The following is a 20619-nucleotide window of genomic DNA, read 5'->3' as shown; positions in this document are numbered from 1 at the left end:
GACGCAATGAGCGACGACAACTCGCAATCTAGCCAGGGTTCTTCTGGCAAAACTTGGTTGGGCAGAATAACCCAAATGTTGCAAGGGGAACCCCAGAATAAAGAAGAGCTGGTTGAAGTAATTGCCGATGCGCAAGAACGCGACCTTATCGACCCTGAAACCAAAGAAATGATCGAAGGAGTTCTTGGTGTATCTGAACTTAAAGTTCGTGACATCATGATCCCTCGCTCGCAAATGGTTACCTTAGAGGTTGATACACCACTTGAAGAACTGTTACCTATGATGGTTGACTCAACACATTCACGTTTCCCAGTGGTGTGTGAAGATAAAGACCATGTAGAAGGTATTTTATTAGCAAAAGATCTATTACCACTTATCTTAAACAAAGATGAGCAGTTACCTTCTTTGCGTGATTATTTACGCCCAGCAGTAGTCGTACCAGAAAGCAAACGTGTTGACACACTGCTTAACGAATTCCGTCAACAGCGATACCATATGGCAATCGTCATCGATGAATACGGCGGCGTGTCGGGTCTAGTAACCATTGAAGATATTCTTGAAATCATCGTTGGTGAAATCGAAGATGAGCACGACGAAAGCGAAGACCAACAAGATATTCGTCAAGTAGCTAAACACGTTTATGCAGTACAAGCACTGACTGAAGTTGATGACTTTAACGAGTATTTTAAAACCGGTTACAGCACCTCTGATGCTGACACCATAGGTGGTATTGTTTTACACGCATTTGGTCATATGCCAAGTCGCGGTGAAACAATTGATATTGATGGCCTGCAATTTAAAGTCACCAACTCAGATAACCGTCGCATCTTACAATTGCAAGTCACCATTCCTAAGGCTGATGATAACGACAGTGAAGAAACTGCTAACTAAGCTAAGCCTTATTGCAAAAGATAAAAAAGCCTGGCTCGCACTCATTGCGGGCCTCTTTTTAACCTTAAGCTACGCCCCTTATAATCTTTGGTATATTGCCTTTCTCTCTCTTGGCATACTTATCTATTGCATTAATCCGCAGGCAAATGGTAAATCGGCCACTAAGCAAAGTGCTAAGTATGGCTTTATCTTTGGTTTAGGCTGGTTTGGTGCAGGTATTAGTTGGGTGCATGTATCAATAGCCACCTTTGGCGGTATGCCATTAATTGCATCGATTTCATTGATGGTGCTACTTTGCGCTTACTTAGCCTTGTATCCTGCACTAGCAGCTTGGTTGACAACCCGCCTTGCTAAAGGGCCCTATAGCTTTATCTGCTTGTTGCTTGCCAACTTTGCGGTTACAGAGTACTTACGTGGCACTTTGCTAACAGGCTTTCCTTGGTTGAGCTTTGGTTATACACAAACCGACAGCCCACTGAACTTTTTAGCCCCTGTGATTGGCGAGTTTGGTATAACACTTGTTTGCGTGCTCATCGCGTTTTCACTCTTTCGTTTGCTAGGTAAAGACATAAAGCCGTTAATCGGCTCTGTGACCTTGTTGGCAGGCTTATACGTAATTGCGAGTAATAGTGCTTTACAGTATCAAGATAAAACAATTAAAACAGTTTTAGTACAAGGGAACATTAAACAGCATTTACGATTTGAACCGTCAGAGTTTTGGAATACTATGAGTAAATACCAAGACATGACGCGCCTACACTGGAATGCTGACCTCATTGTTTGGCCAGAAGCTGCTGTCCCTGAGCTTGAAGCCCTATCAACACAATACCTAACCGGTCTTGATAGTGCAGCAGCTTTTAACAACACAGCCCTGATCACCGGTATCGTGGATTATCAATACGACACCCGTAATATTTTTAATACCCTCATCGTCTTAGGTAAAAAAGAGCAAGATGATAGCGAAGGTCATTATCAGTATTTAGGTAAAAATCGCTATCAAAAGCACCAATTATTGCCTATCGGTGAGTTCGTGCCATTTCAAGAATTACTGCGTCCAATCGCCCCACTGTTTGATTTACCTATGTCGTCATTTACTCGAGGCGATGAAGTTCAAAACAATCTACAGGCAAACGGCTTACATATTTTACCCGCTATTTGTTATGAAATTGCTTTTGCTGATTTAGTGCGTGGTAATTATCGCAGTGATTCAGACATTTTATTTACCGTTAGTAATGATGCGTGGTTTGGCGACTCTCATGGCCCGCATCAGCATATGCAAATAGCCCGTATGCGTGCTCTAGAATTACAGCGCCCGCTAATTCGCGTAACGAATAATGGTATCAGCGCCGTTTACGACCCTATTGCTAAATCACAGTTGAGCATGCCGCAATTTAAAGCTGATGTACTTGAAGCCAATATCACCTTAATCAAAGGCGATAGTCTTTATAGTCAATATGGTAATTGGCCGGTATGGATTGTGGTGATATTACTCAGTGCTGTGGCTGTGTTTATCAGGGTTAAGAAATAACAAATAAAAAAGGCTTCAATATGAAGCCTTTTAAGATTTTAAGATTCTATTTTTATCAATTCGACATCAAATATTAGCAATGAACCTGCTGGAATGCTGCCTACCCGTTTACTGCCGTATGCAAGCTGCGGTGGGATATAAAAGGTAAACTTATCCCCTTCACTCATTAGCTGTATGCCTTCGGTCCAACCAGCAATGACTTGATTTAAACCAAAGCTGATTGGCGAGTTTCTGACCACTGAACTATCAAATACGCTGCCGTCTAACAGCGTACCATGATAGTGAACCTTGACTTTACTGGTGGCACTTGGTTTTGCCTCATTGTCGCCGCGATGCTCAATTTTGTACTGCAGCCCAGATGCTGTTTCATGAACATCGTCGGCTTTACTATTGTTCGCTAAAAAATCCGCCGCTAGTTTTTCATTTTCAAGGGCTTGTAGCTTCGCCTTTTTGCTATTTTTAAAAATTAAAAAGCAAAAAATACCGATGATCAGTAAAAGTAATAAATTAATCATTCTGCGTCCTTCTCATCATCATTGTCGCCATTTACGATATCAGCAATATTGGCAAGCCTTGCTAAGGCTAGCGCGTTAATAGAGCCATCAGGATAGCCTTGTGGGGTCATTTCACCTGCGTCTTTATCCATTAATAAGCTCAATGCTTGATCAACGGTTTCAACGGCATAAATGTTAAAGCGGCCTTTTTCAACGGCATCGAGTACTTCATCATCAAGCACCAAGTTCACTTGATTAGATTTAGGAATAATCACCCCTTGCTCACCGGTTAAGCCACGCATTTTACAAAGCTTAAAGAAGCCCTCTATTTTCTCGTTTACACCACCAATTGATTGCACATCACCATGCTGGTTAATTGACCCTGTCAGCGCGATAGATTGGCTAATAGGTAAGTTAGTAATGGCTGATATAAGCGCACACAACTCAGCCAGTGAAGCGCTATCACCATCGATATAGCCATAGCTTTGTTCAATTGCGATATTAGCACTGAGTGTCAGGCTAAATTGCTGAGCGTATTTATTACCTAAGTAACCGGTTAATAGCATCACCCCTTTTGAGTGAATGGCTTTACCCAGCTCAGCTTCACGTTCAACGTCAATAACGCCATCAGCACCTGCGTACACAGTGGCAGTAATGCGTGCTGGTGTACCAAATGAGGTATCGCCAATGTGCAGCACGGTTAAGCCATTCACCTTACCCACAGCGTGACCTTCAGTAGCAATTAAAATTTGCCCCTCTTTGATATCACTGAGCATGGTTTCAGAGATTTGCCCTGTTCGATACTGCTTACCAACAATGGCCTCGTCTATGTGATGAGCATCAATCACTGTTTGCTCATCTTGTTTAGCATAAAAACTAGCTTCTGCCACTAACTCTAATACATCAGCAAAACGAGCTGAGAGTTTATTATGATGCTCAGCTTGGCGATAACTAAACTTTAATAATCTCGCCATCGCCGCTTCATTCACAGTGCAATTAAGTGTTTGCTGACAATATTCAGTTACCTTGGTAATAAACTGATACTGCAGCTTATCACTACTTGGTAAGTAGTAATCAAAGTCAGCGAGTACACGAAATAACTCAGCAAACTCTTCGTCATATTCACCTATGGTGTAATAAAGCTCTCGCGACCCTAAAAGTACTATTTTTACATCAAGTGGAATAAGCTGCGGGCGTAATGTAAAGCTACTTCCTACTGAGCTGTCTTGGTAGGGTAAGTCGTTTTTGATTTGATGGGTTTTCAAAGACAGTTTTAAGCCATCCCACACTTGCGGGTTAGACATAACTTTCTCTGCATCCATGATCAAATAACCACCATTAGCACGGTGTAATGCACCTGGCTGAATTGAGCGATAGCTGGTGATAAGTGACCCTTGCGACGTTGCATATTCAATCTTGCCAAAGATATTGCCAAAGGTTGGGTTCGGCTCATAGACTACAGGCGCAGCATCGCCTTCTTTGTATTCCACTAAAATATTTGGCGCAAAGAAATCTGTGAGCATACCTTTGCGGTCAAAATCTTCTTTATTTTCGTCGTTGTCATCATCGTCGAGCCACTCTAGTACCGCATCAATGATTTCTTCACGAATATCTTTTAGATAACGAAGAACCCCAATATGTGTTGCATATTTATGCTCAAGCGCTTTAAGAAGTGGTTTAGTAGCAAGCTCTGCTGTTGATTTTTTAAGGTTACGCAGTTTTTCTGATGATTCACGCTTCCAACGTGGTAGCTCAATCAGCGCTTCGATTAACGCATCTTCAAGCTTTTCAATGACTTCATAAAACTCTATACGAAGCGGCTCTTCAAGAGCTGCAAATTCACTATCACTCAGTTGCTTACCGTCAATAAGTGGAGCAAAGCCAACCACACCATTTTCTTCAATGAGAGCCACGCTTTGCTCAAGAGCAGCAATTTCTACTGCAGTTATAGCTGCATCGTAGGTGTCGGTAAACTCGCGATCAATTGATTTTTTCTTACGCTGATACCCAGGGTTATCAAATGCCGCAGGAAAAGTATCAAGCACTTCATCAATAAACGAGTCGATATCATCGGCAAGCTGCTTCGATTGCCCTGCTTGCATAAACAGCGCAATTGGCTCACGGTGATCGTCGTAGTTATTTACATACAACCATTCGTTGGGAGTTGGGCGGCCTTTAGAATGGGCTGTGAGTTTATCTTTCACTAACGTGTAACGACCGTGTGCCGCTTCACCCATCACATATACATTATAACCCGGAAGTTCCATTCCCAGAGAAAAGTCGAGAGCGCTTTGTGCTCGTTGCTGGCCGATAAAAGGGAGTGCTTCTGGATACGGGTTTTGCATGCAAGTGGCAACATGGCTTGCAGAAATCTCTGGCGCTAGCGCAGAAACAGGTAATGGGATTAGTTTTTTTGTCATTCTAACTTCTTATTTCCCAGTCTTTACTGGGCATTATAGGTAACGCCCAGCAAAAGCCTGCGTCACTGATTTAAGGTTGTAATGCCTTACGGCGAAAATAAATACCGCCACATTCAGTACAAGGAGTAATTTGCGTAGCATGGTAAACATCGTAACTATGTTGGCAATTTTTACATACTAATGTGCCCATGGCTATCCATTCTCCTTCTTGATAGACACCATCGTGTTTAAAATCTTGATTAAGGGCATGCCATTCTAACTGGGTTTTATCTTCAATATGCGATAACTCGTACCAAAGCGACTCCTTAAGTTCAAGCCAAGCCAACGAGTCATAATGCTCATCATTTTCTTTGATGTGATCAATATCGCGCTTAAGATACTCTCGATATTGGCTAAGCTTTTCTTGTCCTAAATCTTTAAGTGCTTGCTCTGATTCAACAAATTTATCTATTGCATCCTTTAATTCATTGTCTTTTACATCTTTGATCCATTTAGTTAAATCAGTGAGCCAAGATTTATAGTCTGCCATCGGTTACTCCTTCAAAAATGATGAAAAATCAATCGTTATTCTAGCTGAGTATAGGTTAACCTGCCCTGAAAATATATTTCCAGACAAAATTAATAAAAGCGCCTATTTGCCGCTGTGATTAGCGTGTATTTTGAGTTATCCTTATCGACAATTTTTTATTAATTTGCAAGAAGTCTGGAATCGTAGATGCAAGAGCAATATAACCCGCAAGACATAGAGTCAAAAGTACAAGCCTACTGGGAAGAAAACCAAGTATTTAAAGTCACTGAAGATGAGAGCAAAGAAAAGTATTACTGCCTTTCTATGTTCCCATACCCAAGCGGCCGACTCCACATGGGTCACGTTCGTAACTACACCATTGGTGACGTAGTATCACGCTTCCAACGCTTGCAAGGCAAAAACGTAATGCAACCTATGGGTTGGGATGCGTTTGGTCTACCTGCGGAAAATGCAGCAATCAAAAACAACACTGCACCTGCTAAGTGGACATACGAAAACATCGATTACATGCGCAACCAGTTAAAGCAACTGGGTTTTGGTTACGACTGGGATCGTGAAATTGCGACATGTCATCCAGAATATTACAAATGGGAACAGTGGTTCTTCACTAAGCTTTATGAAAAAGGCTTAGTTTACAAAAAGATGTCAACAGTTAACTGGGATCCAGTTGACCAAACAGTACTTGCCAACGAGCAAGTTATTGATGGTCGTGGTTGGCGTTCAGGTGCCATTGTTGAACAAAAAGAGATTCCACAATGGTTCATCAAAATCACTGATTACGCACAAGAGCTATTAGATGATTTGGATAAACTTGATCACTGGCCTGAGCAAGTTAAAACCATGCAGCGCAACTGGATTGGTCGCTCTGAAGGTTTAGAAATCGAATTTAAGCGTGCTGATAACGACGAAACATTCAGTGTTTATACAACGCGCCCAGATACCTTCATGGGTGTGACGTACGTTGCTGTTGCAGCTGGTCACCCAATTGCACAAGAAGCAGCTAAAAACAGCGACGCTGTAGCTATGTTTGTTGATGAGTGTAAAAACACGAAAATCGCTGAAGCAGACATGGCAACCATGGACAAAAAAGGTATTGCCACTGGTTTTTACGCGATTCACCCATTAACTGGTAAACAAGTACCAATTTGGGTCGCTAACTTTGTATTAATGGATTACGGCTCTGGCGCTGTTATGGCAGTACCTGCACACGACCAACGTGACTACGAGTTCGCAACAGCATATGGCCTTGAGATTGCTCAAGTTATTGCACCAGCAGCTGACTCTGAAGAAACAGTTGATTTAGACAACCAAGCATACACTGAAAAAGGCGTGCTAGTTAACTCAGGTGAGTTCGATGGTCTTGAGTTTGAAGCGGCGTTTAATGCAGTTGCAGATAAACTAGAAGCACTGGGTGTAGGTGAGCGTAAAGTGAACTTCCGTCTACGTGACTGGGGTGTTAGCCGTCAGCGTTACTGGGGCTCTCCAATTCCTATGTTAAGCGACGAGAACGGTAACGAGCTTGCTGCAACTGAAGACATGCTGCCAGTTCGCTTACCTGAAGACGTGGTAATGAATGGTGTAACTTCACCAATCAAAGCTGATCCTGAGTGGGCTAAAACAACGGTAAATGGCGCACCTGCATTCCACGAAACAGATACTTTCGATACCTTCATGGAATCATCATGGTACTACGCGCGTTACTGTAGCCCTCGTTTTGACGAAGGCATGATTGAGCCAGGTGCTGCAAATTACTGGTTACCAGTAAACCAATATATCGGTGGTATTGAGCATGCGATCTTGCACTTACTTTACTCGCGTTTCTTCCACAAGTTATTACGTGACTTTGGTTTAGTAACTTCAGATGAGCCATTTGAGCGCTTACTATGTCAAGGCATGGTATTAGCAGATACTTTCTACCGTAAAGATGAGAAAGGCGGTGATATCTGGATTTCGCCAACAGACGTACAAACTGAAACAGACGACAAAGGTCGTGTTGTTAAAGCGTGGCACAAAGAAGATGGCGAGCCGGTATTCTCTGCGGGCATGAGCAAAATGTCGAAATCGAAAAATAACGGTATCGACCCACAACAAGTTATCGCCCAGTACGGTGCAGATACAGTGCGTTTATTCATGATGTTCACGGCGCCACCAGAGCAAACCCTTGAATGGTCTGATTCAGGTGTTGAAGGTGCAATGCGTTTCTTAAAACGTATTTGGAAATATGCTGTTGATGTAGAAACAGTAGGCTATCAAGCGCTTGATAAGTCAGCATTAAATAACGACCAAAAAGTACTTCGTCGTGAACTTCATAAAGCAATTGCAAAAGTGACTGATGACGTAGAACGTCGTCAAACATTCAACACTGCAATCGCTGCAATTATGGAAATCTCGAACAAGTTACTTAAAGCACCGCTTGCCGATAAACAAGATGTGGCAATTGCTAACGAAGCGCTTGAAGCATTACTTATCATGCTTGCGCCTATCACGCCGCATATGTGTCATCAATTATGGCAAGACCTTGGCAAAGAAGGCGACATCTTAGATGCAGCATGGCCAAAAGTTGACGAATCAGCACTTGTTGAAGATGAGAAGCTAATCATCGTACAAGTTAATGGTAAGCTTCGTGCTAAGTTAACAGTGCCTGCTGATGCAACTAAAGAGCAAGTTGAAGCATTAGCATTTGCTGAAGAAAACGTAACTAAGTTCACTGATGGTGCAACCATCCGTAAAGTGATTTACGTACCTGGCAAACTACTTAACGTGGTTGCTAACTAAGATGGCAGCGCTTCAAGCACTGAAAAACGGACTAGCCCTTGCGCTAGTCTGTTTACTGCTAACAAGTTGTGGCTTTCATTTAAAGAAAGCCTCAAACTTGCCTGACGACTTGAAAGTGATCACCCTTGTCGGGGATGATGAAAAGTCAGCATTATTCGAGTTAGTCGAAAAAGAGCTTATTGCGAGTAAAGTTGAGCTTAGCCAAGGTGGTAAACACCCAGAGTTAACAATCCACAAAGACCGTTTAGAGCGTCAAATCTTATCATTATTTGATAATGGTCAGGTTGCCGAGTATGAACTTGCCTACAGTGTAAGCTATACCCTTAAGCGCCCTAGACAAAAAGCCATTAACCAGCGCTTTGAATTGTATCGTAACTATCAAGACGACCCAGATAATGCCCTTGCAAAAGCAAAAGAGCTTGAGCTGTTGTTAAGCGAAATTCGTAAGCAAGCCAGTCGTCGAATTGTTCGTGAGCTATCACAACTGTAATGCGTTGTTATGCAAATCAACTACCTAGCCAATTGAAAAAAGGCCTTGCGCCTTTTTACATGGTGTTTGGTGAAGAGCCCTATCAAATTACACAATGTGTCATGCAAATTCGTCAAGCCGCCAAACAGCAAGGTTTTGACGAAGTTATAAAATTCACCCTAATGCCAGGGTTTGATTGGCAAGAAATTGTAGCTCAATACCAAAGTATGTCACTGTTTAGCGCTCGTACCTTAATTGAATTTGATTTAAACGAGCAAAAACCAGGTACTCAAGGTAGCCAAATATTTAAACAACTTGTTGAACTTACTAATCCAGACACTATTTTGGTATTGAAAGGTGCTAAAGCTGGTCAAGATGTTCAACGCAGTGCATGGTTTAAAGCTTTAGATAAGCAAGGCTTATTTGTACCTTGTTATCCCCTAACAGGTAACCATTTAAGCCGTTGGCTAGACGAGCAATGTTACCGTTTAAATTTAAACTTGCACAATAATGCAAAACAAAGCCTGATTGATGCCACTGAAGATAACTTACTTGCATGCCACCAAGAACTTGAAAAATTATCTCTATTATATGGCAGTGAGTTAGTAGACCAGCAGGCCGTAATGCAAGGTCTTCTTAATCAATCAAAATTTGATATCTTCGATTTGAGTGATGCTTTATTAACCGGCAATGCAGGTCAAGCAGTCAAAGTAATGAGTAAACTCGCTACTGATAACACAGAAGCAATGAGTATCTTTTGGGCCATTAATAAAGAAGCCACTAACTTACTTGCAATGCAACACGCTCGCCTAAACGGTGCCAATATGACTGACTTATATCGGCAGTTTAATATTTGGAAAAACCAGCAAGCAACAGTACAGCAGGCATTAAACCGCCTGCAAATTAGTACTCTTGAGCAAATCATCAAACAATTAGCCGAGTTTGATGCTGCCTACAAACAAGGCAACCTTGTTGCGCCTTATCAAGCCTTAACACACCTTTGCTTAGTATTTTGCCAACCACTGGCAATGCCATTACCTTGCCACCCTGTTTTAGATTAGAGTTGTATAATGATTGCTATATTTGGTGGAACATTTGACCCAATTCACTTAGGCCACATCAATATGGCCGAGCAATGCGTTAAACAGTGTCAGCTTGATACGCTGTATTTTATGCCCTGCGCTATTCCTGCACATAAAGCTAAACCGGGGATCAGTGATGAGCACCGTATCAACATGCTCAAACTTGCAATTGAAGACATCCCTTATTTCACGATTGATTACAGAGAACTTAATCGTTCAGGTGCCTCTTATTCATTACTTAGCTTGCAAGAATTAAGAGCTGAGCACCCGACTACGCCCATTATTTTTTTAATCGGTATGGACTCATTCATTAGCCTCGACAAATGGTTTAAATGGCAAGAAATTGTCACACTTTGCCACATAGTCGTGTATCAAAGACCGGGGCAAACCTGTAATGTCGCTGGTGAATTGGCTCATTACAAGGAACAGGCATACACTGATAACCTTGCTGAACTAAAGCAACAACCTGCAGGTAAGTTATTCTTTTTAAATGGCTTACAAATAGATGCCGCATCAAGAGAAATCAGAAAAAAACTGCATTCAAATAGTGAAATAACGGAACTTTTACCGACTTCAGTCAGTCAATACATCGCACAGCATCATCTTTATCAAACAGATGAATAAATGCTGCCTGCGTGATAAAATAACAATTAAGATTATTTATTTTTTGAGAAAACACTTTGGATTCTAAACAACTACTCGCATTTGCCCTTGATAAAGTCGACGACATGAAAGCCCGTGATGTGGTGCAACTTGATGTTCGTGGAAAGTCAGATATTACCGACTATATGTTAGTATGCTCTGGTAACTCTAAACGCCATGTTCAATCGATTGCTGATCACGTCGCAAAAGAAGCACGCCACGCTGGTGAAGAGCCCCTTGGTTACGAAGGCCAAAATGAAGGCGAATGGGTGCTTGTTGACCTAGGTGATGTAGTAGTACATGTCATGCAAGACCAAACTCGCGACTTCTATGATCTAGAGAAACTTTGGGGTTAACCCTTGCAAGGACATAGGTAAACCATTTTGAAGATACAATTGATTGCCGTTGGTACTAAGATGCCAGCATGGGTTGAAACTGGATTCACAGAATATCAGCGCCGTTTCCCGCGTGATATGCCGCTTGAGCTTATTGAAATTCCTGCCGGTAAACGCGGAAAAAATGCGGATATAAAACGTATTTTGCAACTTGAAGGCGAAAAAACCTTAGCAGCAATACCCAAAGGCAATCGCATTGTTACTTTAGAAGTAACAGGTAAGCCAATGGATACTCATCAACTGGCTAAAAGCATGGAAAAATGGCAGCTTGATGGCCGTGATGTTAGCTTACTCATTGGTGGCCCTGAAGGCCTTGCACCAGAATGCATTGCAGCTTCTGAGCAAAAATGGTCTTTATCAAATCTAACACTACCGCATCCTTTAGTGCGTATTATTGTTGCCGAAAGCCTTTATCGTGGCTGGAGCTTAAATAATAATCACCCATACCACCGCGAGTAGTTAGTCAATGCGAAAACACAGACCCACAATTCGAGACCACTCGGCTGAAGCTAATTTATTTGCTCGCCGCGCGTTTGTGGGCTTTGTGTTTGTTACATTATTAATTGGTGTCTTATTATCAAACTTATATAACATTCAAGTTATCGACCACCAAGACTACCAGACACGCTCTAATGATAATCGGATCAAAGTTATCCCAATTGCCCCGAATCGAGGTTTAATTTATGACAGAAATGGCGTTTTACTTGCTGAAAACAAACCTGTATATAACCTTGAAGTCATTCCAGAAGAAACAGATAACCTAGATCAAGCATTAGAAGATGTTCAACAAATTATCGATATCAGTGAACAACAAAAAGAAGAGTTTTTAGATGATATCAAACATAATCGCCGTTTTAAGAGCCAAGTCCTTAAAGCACGATTAAACGAAACTGAAGTTGCCAAGTTTTCAGTTAATCAGCACAAATTCCCTGGTTTTAGTATTGAAGCACGACTAGCTCGTTACTACCCTTATGGTGATACTTTAACTCACGCATTAGGTTATGTTGCCAAACTCAATAAAAAAGAGCTGGCAAAATTAGAAGCCGATGATCAAGCAACAAATTACCGTGCTACACATGATATAGGTAAGCTAGGTATCGAGAAATACTATGAGCAATTACTTCATGGTGTAGTTGGCTCACAAAGTGTAGAAGTTAACAACAGGGGTCGTATCATTCGCACTTTAAGCATGACCCCACCAGAGCCAGGCCATGACTTGGTACTTACTCTGGATATAGGCTTACAACAAATTGCACAGCATGCTTTAAAAGATATGCGCGGCGCTGTCGTTGTGCTCGACGCAAAAGATGGTGGCGTACTGGCTCTTTACTCTAACCCAAGTTACGACCCAAACTTATTTGTTCATGGCATCAGTAGTAGCGACTACAAAAAGTTATTGAACCCAGATCGCCCTCTTATAAATAGAACCACACAAGGTCGTTACGCACCAGCTTCTACGGTTAAACCACATATGGCCATTTTAGCGTTAGAGGAAGGACTTGTAACCGAGCAAACACAAATGTGGGATCCGGGCTTTTTTCAAATTCCAAACGTTGAACATAAATGGCGTGACTGGAAACGTTGGGGTCATGGCCATGTTGACGTTTATCGTGCTATTGAAGAGTCATGCGATACTTATTTTTATGACGTGGCGTATCGCTTAGGCATTACTAAAATCAGTGATTTTATGTCTCAATTTGGTTTTGGCGAACTTTCAGGTATTGATATTCATGAAGAAACCTCTGCGATTATGCCATCAAAAGAATGGAAAGAAGGCCGCTTTAGAGAATCGTGGTGGCGTGGTGATACAATTTCAGTGGGTATTGGCCAAGGTTATTGGACCGCAACACCGATGCAAATAGCCAATGCGACGAATATTTTAGTTAATCGCGGGATTGATCACCCACCCCACTTAGTGCAAGTGGCTAAAAAAGAAAATGAAGTCACTCAAATAAACAACGATGAAAAGCCACCGGTGGTGCTAAAAAACCCTCACCATTGGCAAATAGCGCTTGATGCAATGCACAACACAGTACACAAAGTCACCGGCACCGCCCATAAAGCATTTAAAGGTGCCAATTATGACCCTGCTGGTAAAACCGGTACCGCGCAAGTAGTTAGCATTGCCCAAGGTGAACGTTATGACGCTAAATCACTTAAAGAGCGTCAACGCGATAACGCAATTTATGTTGGCTTTGCACCTTATAATGACCCACAAATTGTGGTTTCTGTGGTTGTAGAAAATACCGGTGGCGGCAGTACCGTAGGTGCGCCTATTGCTCGTCAATTGATGGATTATTATTTTTCAGCTAACCCTCTGCCTGTTGCACAAAGTGATGCGCCATGATCCCATTAAATAAAAAACGCTCTATCTGGCAACGCCTTCACCTTGATTTACCGCTCCTGATAGCGTTAATGCTCATGATGGTAGGCAGCCTAACCATTGTTTACAGTGCCAGTGGTCAAGACCCAGCGATGATGATCCGCCATGCTACACGGATGTTTGGGGCGATACTAGGCATGTTTATTCTTGCGCAATTTTCGCCAAACACGCTAAAAAGAATGGTTATTCCACTTTATTGCGTGGGCCTATTAATGCTCATCGGGGTACTGCTATTTGGTGTTAGCTCGAAAGGTGCGCAACGTTGGCTAGATCTTGGTATTACTCGATTTCAGCCATCTGAATTAATGAAAATTGCCGTACCTATGATGGTCGCATGGTATATCGGTCGCAACCATTTACCACCCCGCATTATTCATCTAATCATTGGTTTTGCGATTGTGATGGTGCCTACCATCCTAATCAAAGAGCAGCCTGACTTAGGAACATCAATATTGATCGCCAGTTCAGGTATTTTTGTATTGTTTTTGTCAGGTCTAAGTTGGCGATTAATCGGCTTTTTTACCGCTACAGTAGCCATTGCTGCTTGGCCATTTTGGCACTACGTTATGCTCGACTATCAAAAACAACGCGTATTAACATTTTTAGACCCTGAAAGTGATCCTCTTGGCTCTGGTTATCACATTATTCAATCGAAAATTGCAATTGGCTCAGGCGGAATTGAAGGAAAAGGCTGGCTGCAAGGTACGCAATCACAACTTGAATTTTTACCCGAGCGTCATACCGATTTTATCTTCTCTGTTTTAAGCGAAGAGTTTGGCTTATTTGGAGTGTGTTTATTACTGTGCATGTATTTATTCATCATTGGTCGTGGTTTATACATAGCGGTCAATGCCCAAGATGCGTTTGGTAAACTGCTTGCAGGTGCATTAACTTTAACTTTTTTCGTTTATGTATTTGTAAATATTGGCATGGTGTCAGGTTTACTGCCTGTGGTCGGTGTCCCTTTACCCTTGATCAGTTATGGCGGCACCTCTATGGTGACCTTGATGGCAGGATTTGGCATTATTATGTCTATCGCCACAGATAAAAGGATGCTTTTAAAATAATGACACATCGCGTTAGTTTTCTATTTGTTGCATTATTTTCTGTAATGCTCACTGCTTGTAGCTCGTCGCAGCAAGGTCGTTATGCTATGGAGCATGATGCAGCCCCGCTTCGAAAGCCTACCGAACTTGAAATGCAAGATGCAGTAGTAACGGCTGTAGTTAAGAGTGCCAGTGCGAGTCGCCCTTATGAAGTTCGTGGAAAACGCTACACTCCCATGTTAGATGAAACAGGCTACTCTGAAGAAGGGATTGCCTCATGGTACGGTAGAAAATTTCATAACTATCATACATCTAATGGTGAAATATATGACATGTTCGCGATGACTGCAGCGCATAAAACCTTGCCATTACCCAGCTTTGCACGAGTCACTAATTTAGATAACGGTAAATCTGTCATTGTTCGCGTTAATGACCGCGGCCCATTCCATGATGACCGTATCATCGATTTATCTTATTCTGCGGCCTATAAACTAGATTATTATCGCCAAGGTACAGCGCGTGTTAAGGTTGAAGCCATTACACTTAGCAATTCTGCCCCTCGTTTAAGTTACATACAGGTTGCAGCGGGAAGTACTCTTGCCAATGTTGAAGCGCTCGCGTTTCAACTTCGTCAGCAATATCATGTGCCAACAAACATTGTTGAAAAAGATGGAATCTATCGATTACGTCTTGGTCCAATAAAAGATGCCGCAGAAGCACAAACTGTTTTAGAAAAGCTAAAACAAAACCAATTTCAGAACGCGTTCTTGCTTTACAGTGAGTAAGACCTTTAGAATAGGTTAACGCGACATGTTTAACTTTAACCATTAATGAGTACGATGAAATCTATAAAATATAAAATCTTAAGTGGCGTTTGTGGCCTTGTTTGCACAGCGAGTGTATTTTCAGCAACAGCCCAAATCATTCCTGCCCCACCACAAGTTAATGCGAAAGGTTATTTCTTGGTTGATTTCACCACAGGTAAGGTCATTGCTGAAGGCGAAGCCGATACCAAGCTGGCACCTGCCAGTCTAACCAAGATGATGACCAGTTACGTCATCGGTACTGAAATTAAAGCCGGCAATATCTCACCAACAGACATGGTCACCGTGAGTGAAAAAGCGTGGGCAAAAAACTTTCCTGAATCATCAAAAATGTTCATCGAAGTGGGTAAGCAAATCAGTGTTGACGACCTTAACCACGGTATCATTATCCAATCAGGCAATGATGCGTGCGTAGCAATGGCTGAACACATTGCTGGTAGCGAAAGTGCATTTGCTGATTTAATGAATGCTCACGCTGAAAAGTTAGGCATGACAAACAGCCATTTCGTAAATAGTCACGGATTAGATACTAACGAGCACTTCACAACGCCACGTGATATGGCCACTCTTGGTGCTGCACTTATTCGCGATGTACCAGCTGAATACGAAGTATACGCTAAAAAATCATTCACTTTTAACGGTATTAAACAATATAACCGCAACTCTCTATTATGGGATGAAAGCATGAACGTAGACGGTATCAAAACCGGTCACACGTCAGAGGCGGGTTATAGTCTAGTGAGCTCAGCGACTAAAGACGATATGCGTTTAATCGCTGTAGTAATGGGCGCCGAAAGCGAGCGTGCTCGTAAAGTTGAAAGTAAAAAATTACTAAACTACGGTTTCCGTTTCTTTGAAACGATTACACCATATCAAGCAGGTGACAGCTTCGCAGAGCAACGTATTTGGATGGGTAACAAAGAAAATGTTTCACTGGGTATTTTAGAAGATACGCCAATCACCATCCCACGTGGTCAGCGTAAAAACTTAAAAGCGAACTTTGAGCTTGATAAAACTCTAGAAGCTCCACTTGCCAAAGGTAGTAAAGTTGGCACCTTATTCTTGCAACTGGATGGTGAAGAAATCGCTCAATATCCGTTAGTTACACTTGAAGAAGTAGAAGAAGGCAGCTTCTTCAGCAAGATCTACGATTACTTACGTTTACAGATCATGTAATCTCAGATAAAAGTTTATAAACGCCTTGCACTGCAAGGCGTTTTTTTTTGTCTGAAAAATGATAGAATGCGCCCCATATCAGTCGCGCTGGGTCGAGTGCGTCGTAATTTAAGTCTGCTTACTGCCAAGAACTGGCCGAGAAAGTCTCGATTAAGCACACTCACTGTTTTGAGGAGTCACCGTCGTGGTTCAACCTGTAAAAGATACTAAGTTTGATGAGTATTTAGATTTCCCTTGCCCATTTACATTTAAAATCATGGGCTTAGCAAACGTAAATCTAACAGACCAGATCCTAGAAAAGCTGCAACCAATTGCACCAGGCGATTATGCGCCAAAGGTAAAACCAAGCAGCAAAGGTAATTACGAGTCAGTCACGCTTGTGGCAACCGTTACAAGTAAAGAGCACATTGAAGAAATCTATAACGTGATCAGCAACATCGATGACGTACGTCACATGCTATAGGCTGATTACGGAGTAAGTCGTGAGCGAAAGAGAATTAATCGTTCGTCAATTAGGTCGTCAGCGTTACATGCCAATTTGGCAAAAAATGCAATCTTTTACCGACACCCGTGATGAGCACACAGCCGATGAAATTTGGCTTGTAGAGCACGAGCCAGTATTTACTCAAGGTCAAGCTGGTAAAGCTGAGCACTTATTAAATACCGGTGATATCGAAGTGATCCAAGTAGACCGCGGGGGTCAAGTAACCTACCACGGGCCAGGTCAGCAAATGATGTATGTACTGTTCAACTTACGTCGTTTAAACATTGGTGTAAGAGAGCTGGTAACTTGGCTTGAAGAGTGCATTATCGACACGTTAAAAGACTACGACATTGATGCTTACGCCAAAGCGGATGCACCGGGTGTCTATGTTAACGATAGTAAAGTTGCCTCATTGGGCTTACGAGTTCGTCGCGGCTGCTCATTCCATGGTTTAGCACTGAATGTAAATATGGACTTGAGTCCGTTTTTACGTATCAACCCATGCGGCTATGCAGGCATGAACATGGTGCAAACAACTGACCTTAATGGTCCGCAAAACCTCGAGCAAGCAGGTGCAGGGCTTGTAAAACACATGATTAAAAAGCTTAATGCTACTGTGGTTAAGCACACTGAAGGGTTTGAAACGAATGAATAAACCAGTCAAAATGGAACCAGGCGTAAAACTGCGTGATGCAGAAAAAATGGCACTGATCCCAGTTAAAGTTTTACCGACTGAAAAAAACGAAATGTTGCGTAAGCCAGAGTGGCTAAAAATTCGCTTACCTAAATCAACTGAACGTATTGATGGTATTAAACAAGCGATGCGTAAACATGGTTTGCACTCAGTTTGTGAAGAGGCTTCGTGCCCTAACCTATCTGAATGTTTCAATCACGGTACAGCAACCTTCATGATCTTAGGGGCTATTTGTACTCGTCGTTGTCCGTTCTGTGATGTTGCTCACGGTCGTCCATTAAAGCCTGATGCAGCTGAACCTGAAAAGCTAGCGCTTACTATTAAAGACATGAAGCTAAGCTATGTTGTAATCACCTCTGTAGACCGTGATGATCTACGTGATGGTGGTGCACAACACTTCGCTGACTGTATTCGTGAAATTCGTAAGCACAACCCAGAGATCACGATTGAAATTCTAGTACCTGACTTCCGTGGTCGCATGGACAGAGCCCTTGATATCTTAATCGAGACACCACCAGATGTGTTTAACCACAACCTAGAAACAGCACCGCGTTTATACAAATTAGCGCGTCCAGGTGCTGACTATAAGTGGTCACTTGAGTTATTACGTCGCTTTAAAGAAGCACATCCGAATGTGAAAACGAAGTCTGGCTTGATGGTAGGTCTAGGTGAAGAAATTAGCGAAATCGAAGAAGTGTTACGTGACTTACGCGAGCATAACGTTGATATGCTAACAGTAGGCCAATACTTACAACCTTCAAAGCACCACTTACCTGTTAAACGCTACGTGCCGCCAGCTGAGTTTGATGCATTAAAAGACTATGCAGACGAAATTGGCTTTACACATGCAGCCTGTGGCCCATTTGTTCGCTCAAGCTACCATGCTGACCAACAAGCAGCTGGTAAAGAAGTAAAATAATAGTTTTACAACTATTTAAAAGCCCGCATTAAGCGGGCTTTTTTATATTCCAAAATATCAGCGCCCATAACGCGCTAAGAACATTTTTACTGTTTCGCTTATTACTTTGTTATCTGAGTCGCCTTCTTGGCGCTCAAAGCCATACAGCAACGGATAAAAGATCAGAGACTTTAACTGATACACAAATTGTTTTGCTGCAAACTCAACATCATCAATAGCTAAAACCTGTGCTTGCACACCTGCTTCTAAAAACGTCACTAGGTCGTGCATACAGCCCATGTTGTTACTCGCTAATGATTTTGCTAAATCGGGCTGCTGTAACATTTGCATAAAGGCGACTTTCGCTACTTTTAAAAATTCTTCAGAGGTCAAAAGTGCCACTTCTTGCTCGGCAATACGTGTTAACTGCTCTGCAATTGGTAAAGTAGCATCAAATACAACCGCTTGCTCTTGGCGAACTTTTTCAAACATAAACACTAGAATGGCTTGAAACAACACATCTTTATTTTCAAAGTGATTGTATACGGTACGCTTTGAGGCACCCGCTAAGCTTGCAACCTGATCCATACTTGTATGCTCAACACCCTGCTGAAAAAACAATGTTTCAGCTGCATTCAAAATATCTAATCGTTTTCTCTGTGATAATTTCATGGACCCCTCCGATAAGGGCTACTAGTGTAACGCAAAAATAAAAAATGCACTAGATAGTTTACTTTTATAGCAAACCATGAAAAACTACACCGTGTAGTTTACTTATGGTGACGATATGAAATTTCTAAAATGGCTCGCAATCGCCACTCTATGCATCGTGATAGGAGTGTTTATTATGAATAATCAATTAGCTGCTGAAGGCGTGAGTGATAACAGCCACTCTGCGCAACTGGCTGATGGCAAGTTCCACAATAGTGCTGAAGTAGAAAGACCCAGCTTTAAGAAAACGTTAGCTATCTTCAAACGCTTCATTACTGAAAAGAAAATTGATGCAGAGCCAAAGGGCGAGCTGCCTATGCACTGTGTTTCTCATGCTCAGCTTGAGCGTTTATCAAATGACACAGTGCATTTTGTAAAGCTAGGTCACTCCTCTATTTTAGCGAAAGTGTATGGCGAATACTGGCTATTTGATCCGGTATTTTCAGAGCGCGCTTCGCCTTTTTCATTCATGGGTCCAAAGCGCTTTCAACCAACACCAATTAGTATTGCAGAACTACCAAACATTGCTAAAGTGTTTATTTCGCACAACCATTATGATCACTTAGATAAAGCAGCAATTAAACAGCTTGTTGATAAAACAGATTCTTTTTATGTGCCATTAGGAGTCGAAAACGACCTTAAAAAATGGGGCGTTGATGAACAAAAAGTCCATAGTTTTGATTGGTGGCAAGAGCAAAATATGGCAAATAGCCAAATTGTATTTACACCAACCCAGCACTTCTCTGGTCGAGGTTTAACAGACGGCAATAAAACCCTTTGGGGTTCATGGGCTATTAAAGTAAATGACAAGCGCTTTTATTTTAGCGGTGACTCGGGATATTTTGCTGGCTTTAAAGAAATTGGTAATCGTTATGGGCCGTTTGATATTACTTTTATAGAAACCGGTGCTTATGACAAAGATTGGGCTGATATTCACATGACACCAGAGCAATCTGTACAAGCTCATCTCGATTTACAAGGTGATATCATGGTGCCAGTGCATAATGGTACTTTCGATTTAGCATTTCATGCTTGGTATGACCCCCTCAAGCGTGTCACCAAAAAAGCACAACAGGAGCACGTACCGCTAAGTACCCCACTTGTTGGTGAGGTATTTAAAATTCAAGATAACGCAGTTGATAAAGCGTGGTGGTAAAATTGACAGGATGAAAGGTGCA

20 protein-coding genes are annotated in these 20619 nt (G+C 42.0%); 16 read left to right on the top strand and 4 right to left on the bottom strand.

The features are described from left to right. The first annotated feature begins 6 nt into the window (after positions 1-6). Positions 7-891, top strand: coding sequence for a CNNM family magnesium/cobalt transport protein CorC (gene corC, locus E5N72_RS08845; protein ID WP_135924131.1), 885 nt, complete (start codon positions 7-9; stop codon positions 889-891). After that, entirely contained in the window at positions 872-2419 is a 1548-nt protein-coding gene (gene lnt, locus E5N72_RS08840; protein ID WP_171040462.1) for an apolipoprotein N-acyltransferase, read from the top strand. The genes corC and lnt overlap by 20 nt, the downstream gene beginning before the upstream one ends. A gap of 38 nt (positions 2420-2457) precedes the next feature. Here lnt and E5N72_RS08835 read toward each other — a convergent pair whose 3' ends face one another. The 3 genes from E5N72_RS08835 to E5N72_RS08825 all read right to left on the bottom strand — a co-directional run bounded on the left by E5N72_RS08835 (position 2458) and on the right by E5N72_RS08825 (position 5862). Beyond that, positions 2458-2934, bottom strand: a complete 477-nt coding sequence (locus E5N72_RS08835) for an FKBP-type peptidyl-prolyl cis-trans isomerase (protein WP_135924129.1) — start codon at positions 2932-2934, stop codon at positions 2458-2460. Further along, positions 2931-5333, bottom strand: coding sequence for an ATP-binding protein (locus tag E5N72_RS08830; protein WP_135924128.1), 2403 nt, complete (start codon positions 5331-5333; stop codon positions 2931-2933). The genes E5N72_RS08835 and E5N72_RS08830 overlap by 4 nt, the downstream gene beginning before the upstream one ends. A 70-nt stretch (positions 5334-5403) precedes the next feature. Further along, on the bottom strand, positions 5404-5862 hold the full coding sequence (locus E5N72_RS08825; protein WP_135924127.1) for a zinc ribbon-containing protein: 459 nt from the start codon (positions 5860-5862) through the stop codon (positions 5404-5406). Between the two features lie 186 nt (positions 5863-6048). On the opposite strand from E5N72_RS08825, the gene leuS reads away from it, so the two are divergent. The 13 genes from leuS (at position 6049) to lipA (ending at position 18751) form a co-directional block, all read left to right on the top strand. Next, complete coding sequence (leuS, locus tag E5N72_RS08820; protein ID WP_135924126.1) at positions 6049-8637, top strand: leucine--tRNA ligase; 2589 nt, start codon at positions 6049-6051, stop codon at positions 8635-8637. Between the two features lies 1 nt (position 8638). Then, positions 8639-9127, top strand: coding sequence for an LPS assembly lipoprotein LptE (gene lptE / locus E5N72_RS08815; protein ID WP_135924125.1), 489 nt, complete (start codon positions 8639-8641; stop codon positions 9125-9127). Further along, positions 9127-10167 carry a DNA polymerase III subunit delta gene (holA, locus tag E5N72_RS08810; RefSeq protein WP_135924124.1) on the top strand — a complete coding sequence of 347 codons (1041 nt, stop codon included), beginning with the start codon at positions 9127-9129 and terminating at the stop codon, positions 10165-10167. Before lptE ends, holA begins: the two co-directional genes overlap by 1 nt. A 9-nt stretch (positions 10168-10176) precedes the next feature. Further along, positions 10177-10812, top strand: coding sequence for a nicotinate-nucleotide adenylyltransferase (gene nadD / locus E5N72_RS08805; protein ID WP_135924123.1), 636 nt, complete (start codon positions 10177-10179; stop codon positions 10810-10812). Between the two features lie 56 nt (positions 10813-10868). Next, positions 10869-11186 (top strand): ribosome silencing factor, encoded by a 318-nt coding sequence (rsfS, locus tag E5N72_RS08800; RefSeq protein ID WP_054551669.1) that lies wholly within the window; start codon positions 10869-10871, stop codon positions 11184-11186. A gap of 27 nt (positions 11187-11213) precedes the next feature. Further along, on the top strand, positions 11214-11684 hold the full coding sequence (gene rlmH / locus E5N72_RS08795; RefSeq protein WP_036967350.1) for a 23S rRNA (pseudouridine(1915)-N(3))-methyltransferase RlmH: 471 nt from the start codon (positions 11214-11216) through the stop codon (positions 11682-11684). Between the two features lie 7 nt (positions 11685-11691). Next, positions 11692-13572 (top strand): penicillin-binding protein 2, encoded by a 1881-nt coding sequence (mrdA, locus tag E5N72_RS08790; protein WP_135924122.1) that lies wholly within the window; start codon positions 11692-11694, stop codon positions 13570-13572. Further along, a complete protein-coding gene (gene rodA / locus E5N72_RS08785; RefSeq protein WP_135924121.1) occupies positions 13569-14675 on the top strand; it encodes a rod shape-determining protein RodA in 1107 nt (368 codons plus the stop codon). The genes mrdA and rodA overlap by 4 nt, the downstream gene beginning before the upstream one ends. Next, positions 14675-15439 (top strand): septal ring lytic transglycosylase RlpA family protein, encoded by a 765-nt coding sequence (locus tag E5N72_RS08780; RefSeq protein ID WP_135924120.1) that lies wholly within the window; start codon positions 14675-14677, stop codon positions 15437-15439. The genes rodA and E5N72_RS08780 overlap by 1 nt, the downstream gene beginning before the upstream one ends. Positions 15440-15493: 54 nt before the next feature. After that, the gene (locus E5N72_RS08775; protein WP_135924119.1) at positions 15494-16654 is read left to right on the top strand and encodes a serine hydrolase; all 1161 of its coding nucleotides are present in this window, start codon (positions 15494-15496) and stop codon (positions 16652-16654) included. A gap of 184 nt (positions 16655-16838) precedes the next feature. After that, complete coding sequence (ybeD, locus tag E5N72_RS08770; protein ID WP_135924118.1) at positions 16839-17117, top strand: DUF493 family protein YbeD; 279 nt, start codon at positions 16839-16841, stop codon at positions 17115-17117. A gap of 19 nt (positions 17118-17136) precedes the next feature. After that, positions 17137-17793, top strand: a complete 657-nt coding sequence (gene lipB, locus E5N72_RS08765) for a lipoyl(octanoyl) transferase LipB (protein WP_135924117.1) — start codon at positions 17137-17139, stop codon at positions 17791-17793. Further along, positions 17786-18751 carry a lipoyl synthase gene (gene lipA, locus E5N72_RS08760; protein WP_130051157.1) on the top strand — a complete coding sequence of 322 codons (966 nt, stop codon included), beginning with the start codon at positions 17786-17788 and terminating at the stop codon, positions 18749-18751. Before lipB ends, lipA begins: the two co-directional genes overlap by 8 nt. Positions 18752-18808: 57 nt before the next feature. Here the strand turns inward: lipA and E5N72_RS08755 are convergent, their stop codons facing one another. Continuing rightward, complete coding sequence (locus E5N72_RS08755) at positions 18809-19402, bottom strand: TetR/AcrR family transcriptional regulator (RefSeq protein ID WP_135924116.1); 594 nt, start codon at positions 19400-19402, stop codon at positions 18809-18811. A gap of 175 nt (positions 19403-19577) precedes the next feature. On the opposite strand from E5N72_RS08755, the gene E5N72_RS08750 reads away from it, so the two are divergent. After that, a complete protein-coding gene (locus tag E5N72_RS08750; protein ID WP_240704507.1) occupies positions 19578-20597 on the top strand; it encodes an MBL fold metallo-hydrolase in 1020 nt (339 codons plus the stop codon). Positions 20598-20619 lie beyond the last annotated feature (22 nt).

The organism is Pseudoalteromonas sp. MEBiC 03607, from assembly GCF_004792295.1.
In the GTDB taxonomy this organism is placed as follows: Bacteria; Pseudomonadota; Gammaproteobacteria; order Enterobacterales; family Alteromonadaceae; genus Pseudoalteromonas; species Pseudoalteromonas lipolytica_C.
Note: the sequence above shows the minus strand (reverse complement) of the source record. Positions and strands in the feature narration are given on the sequence as shown.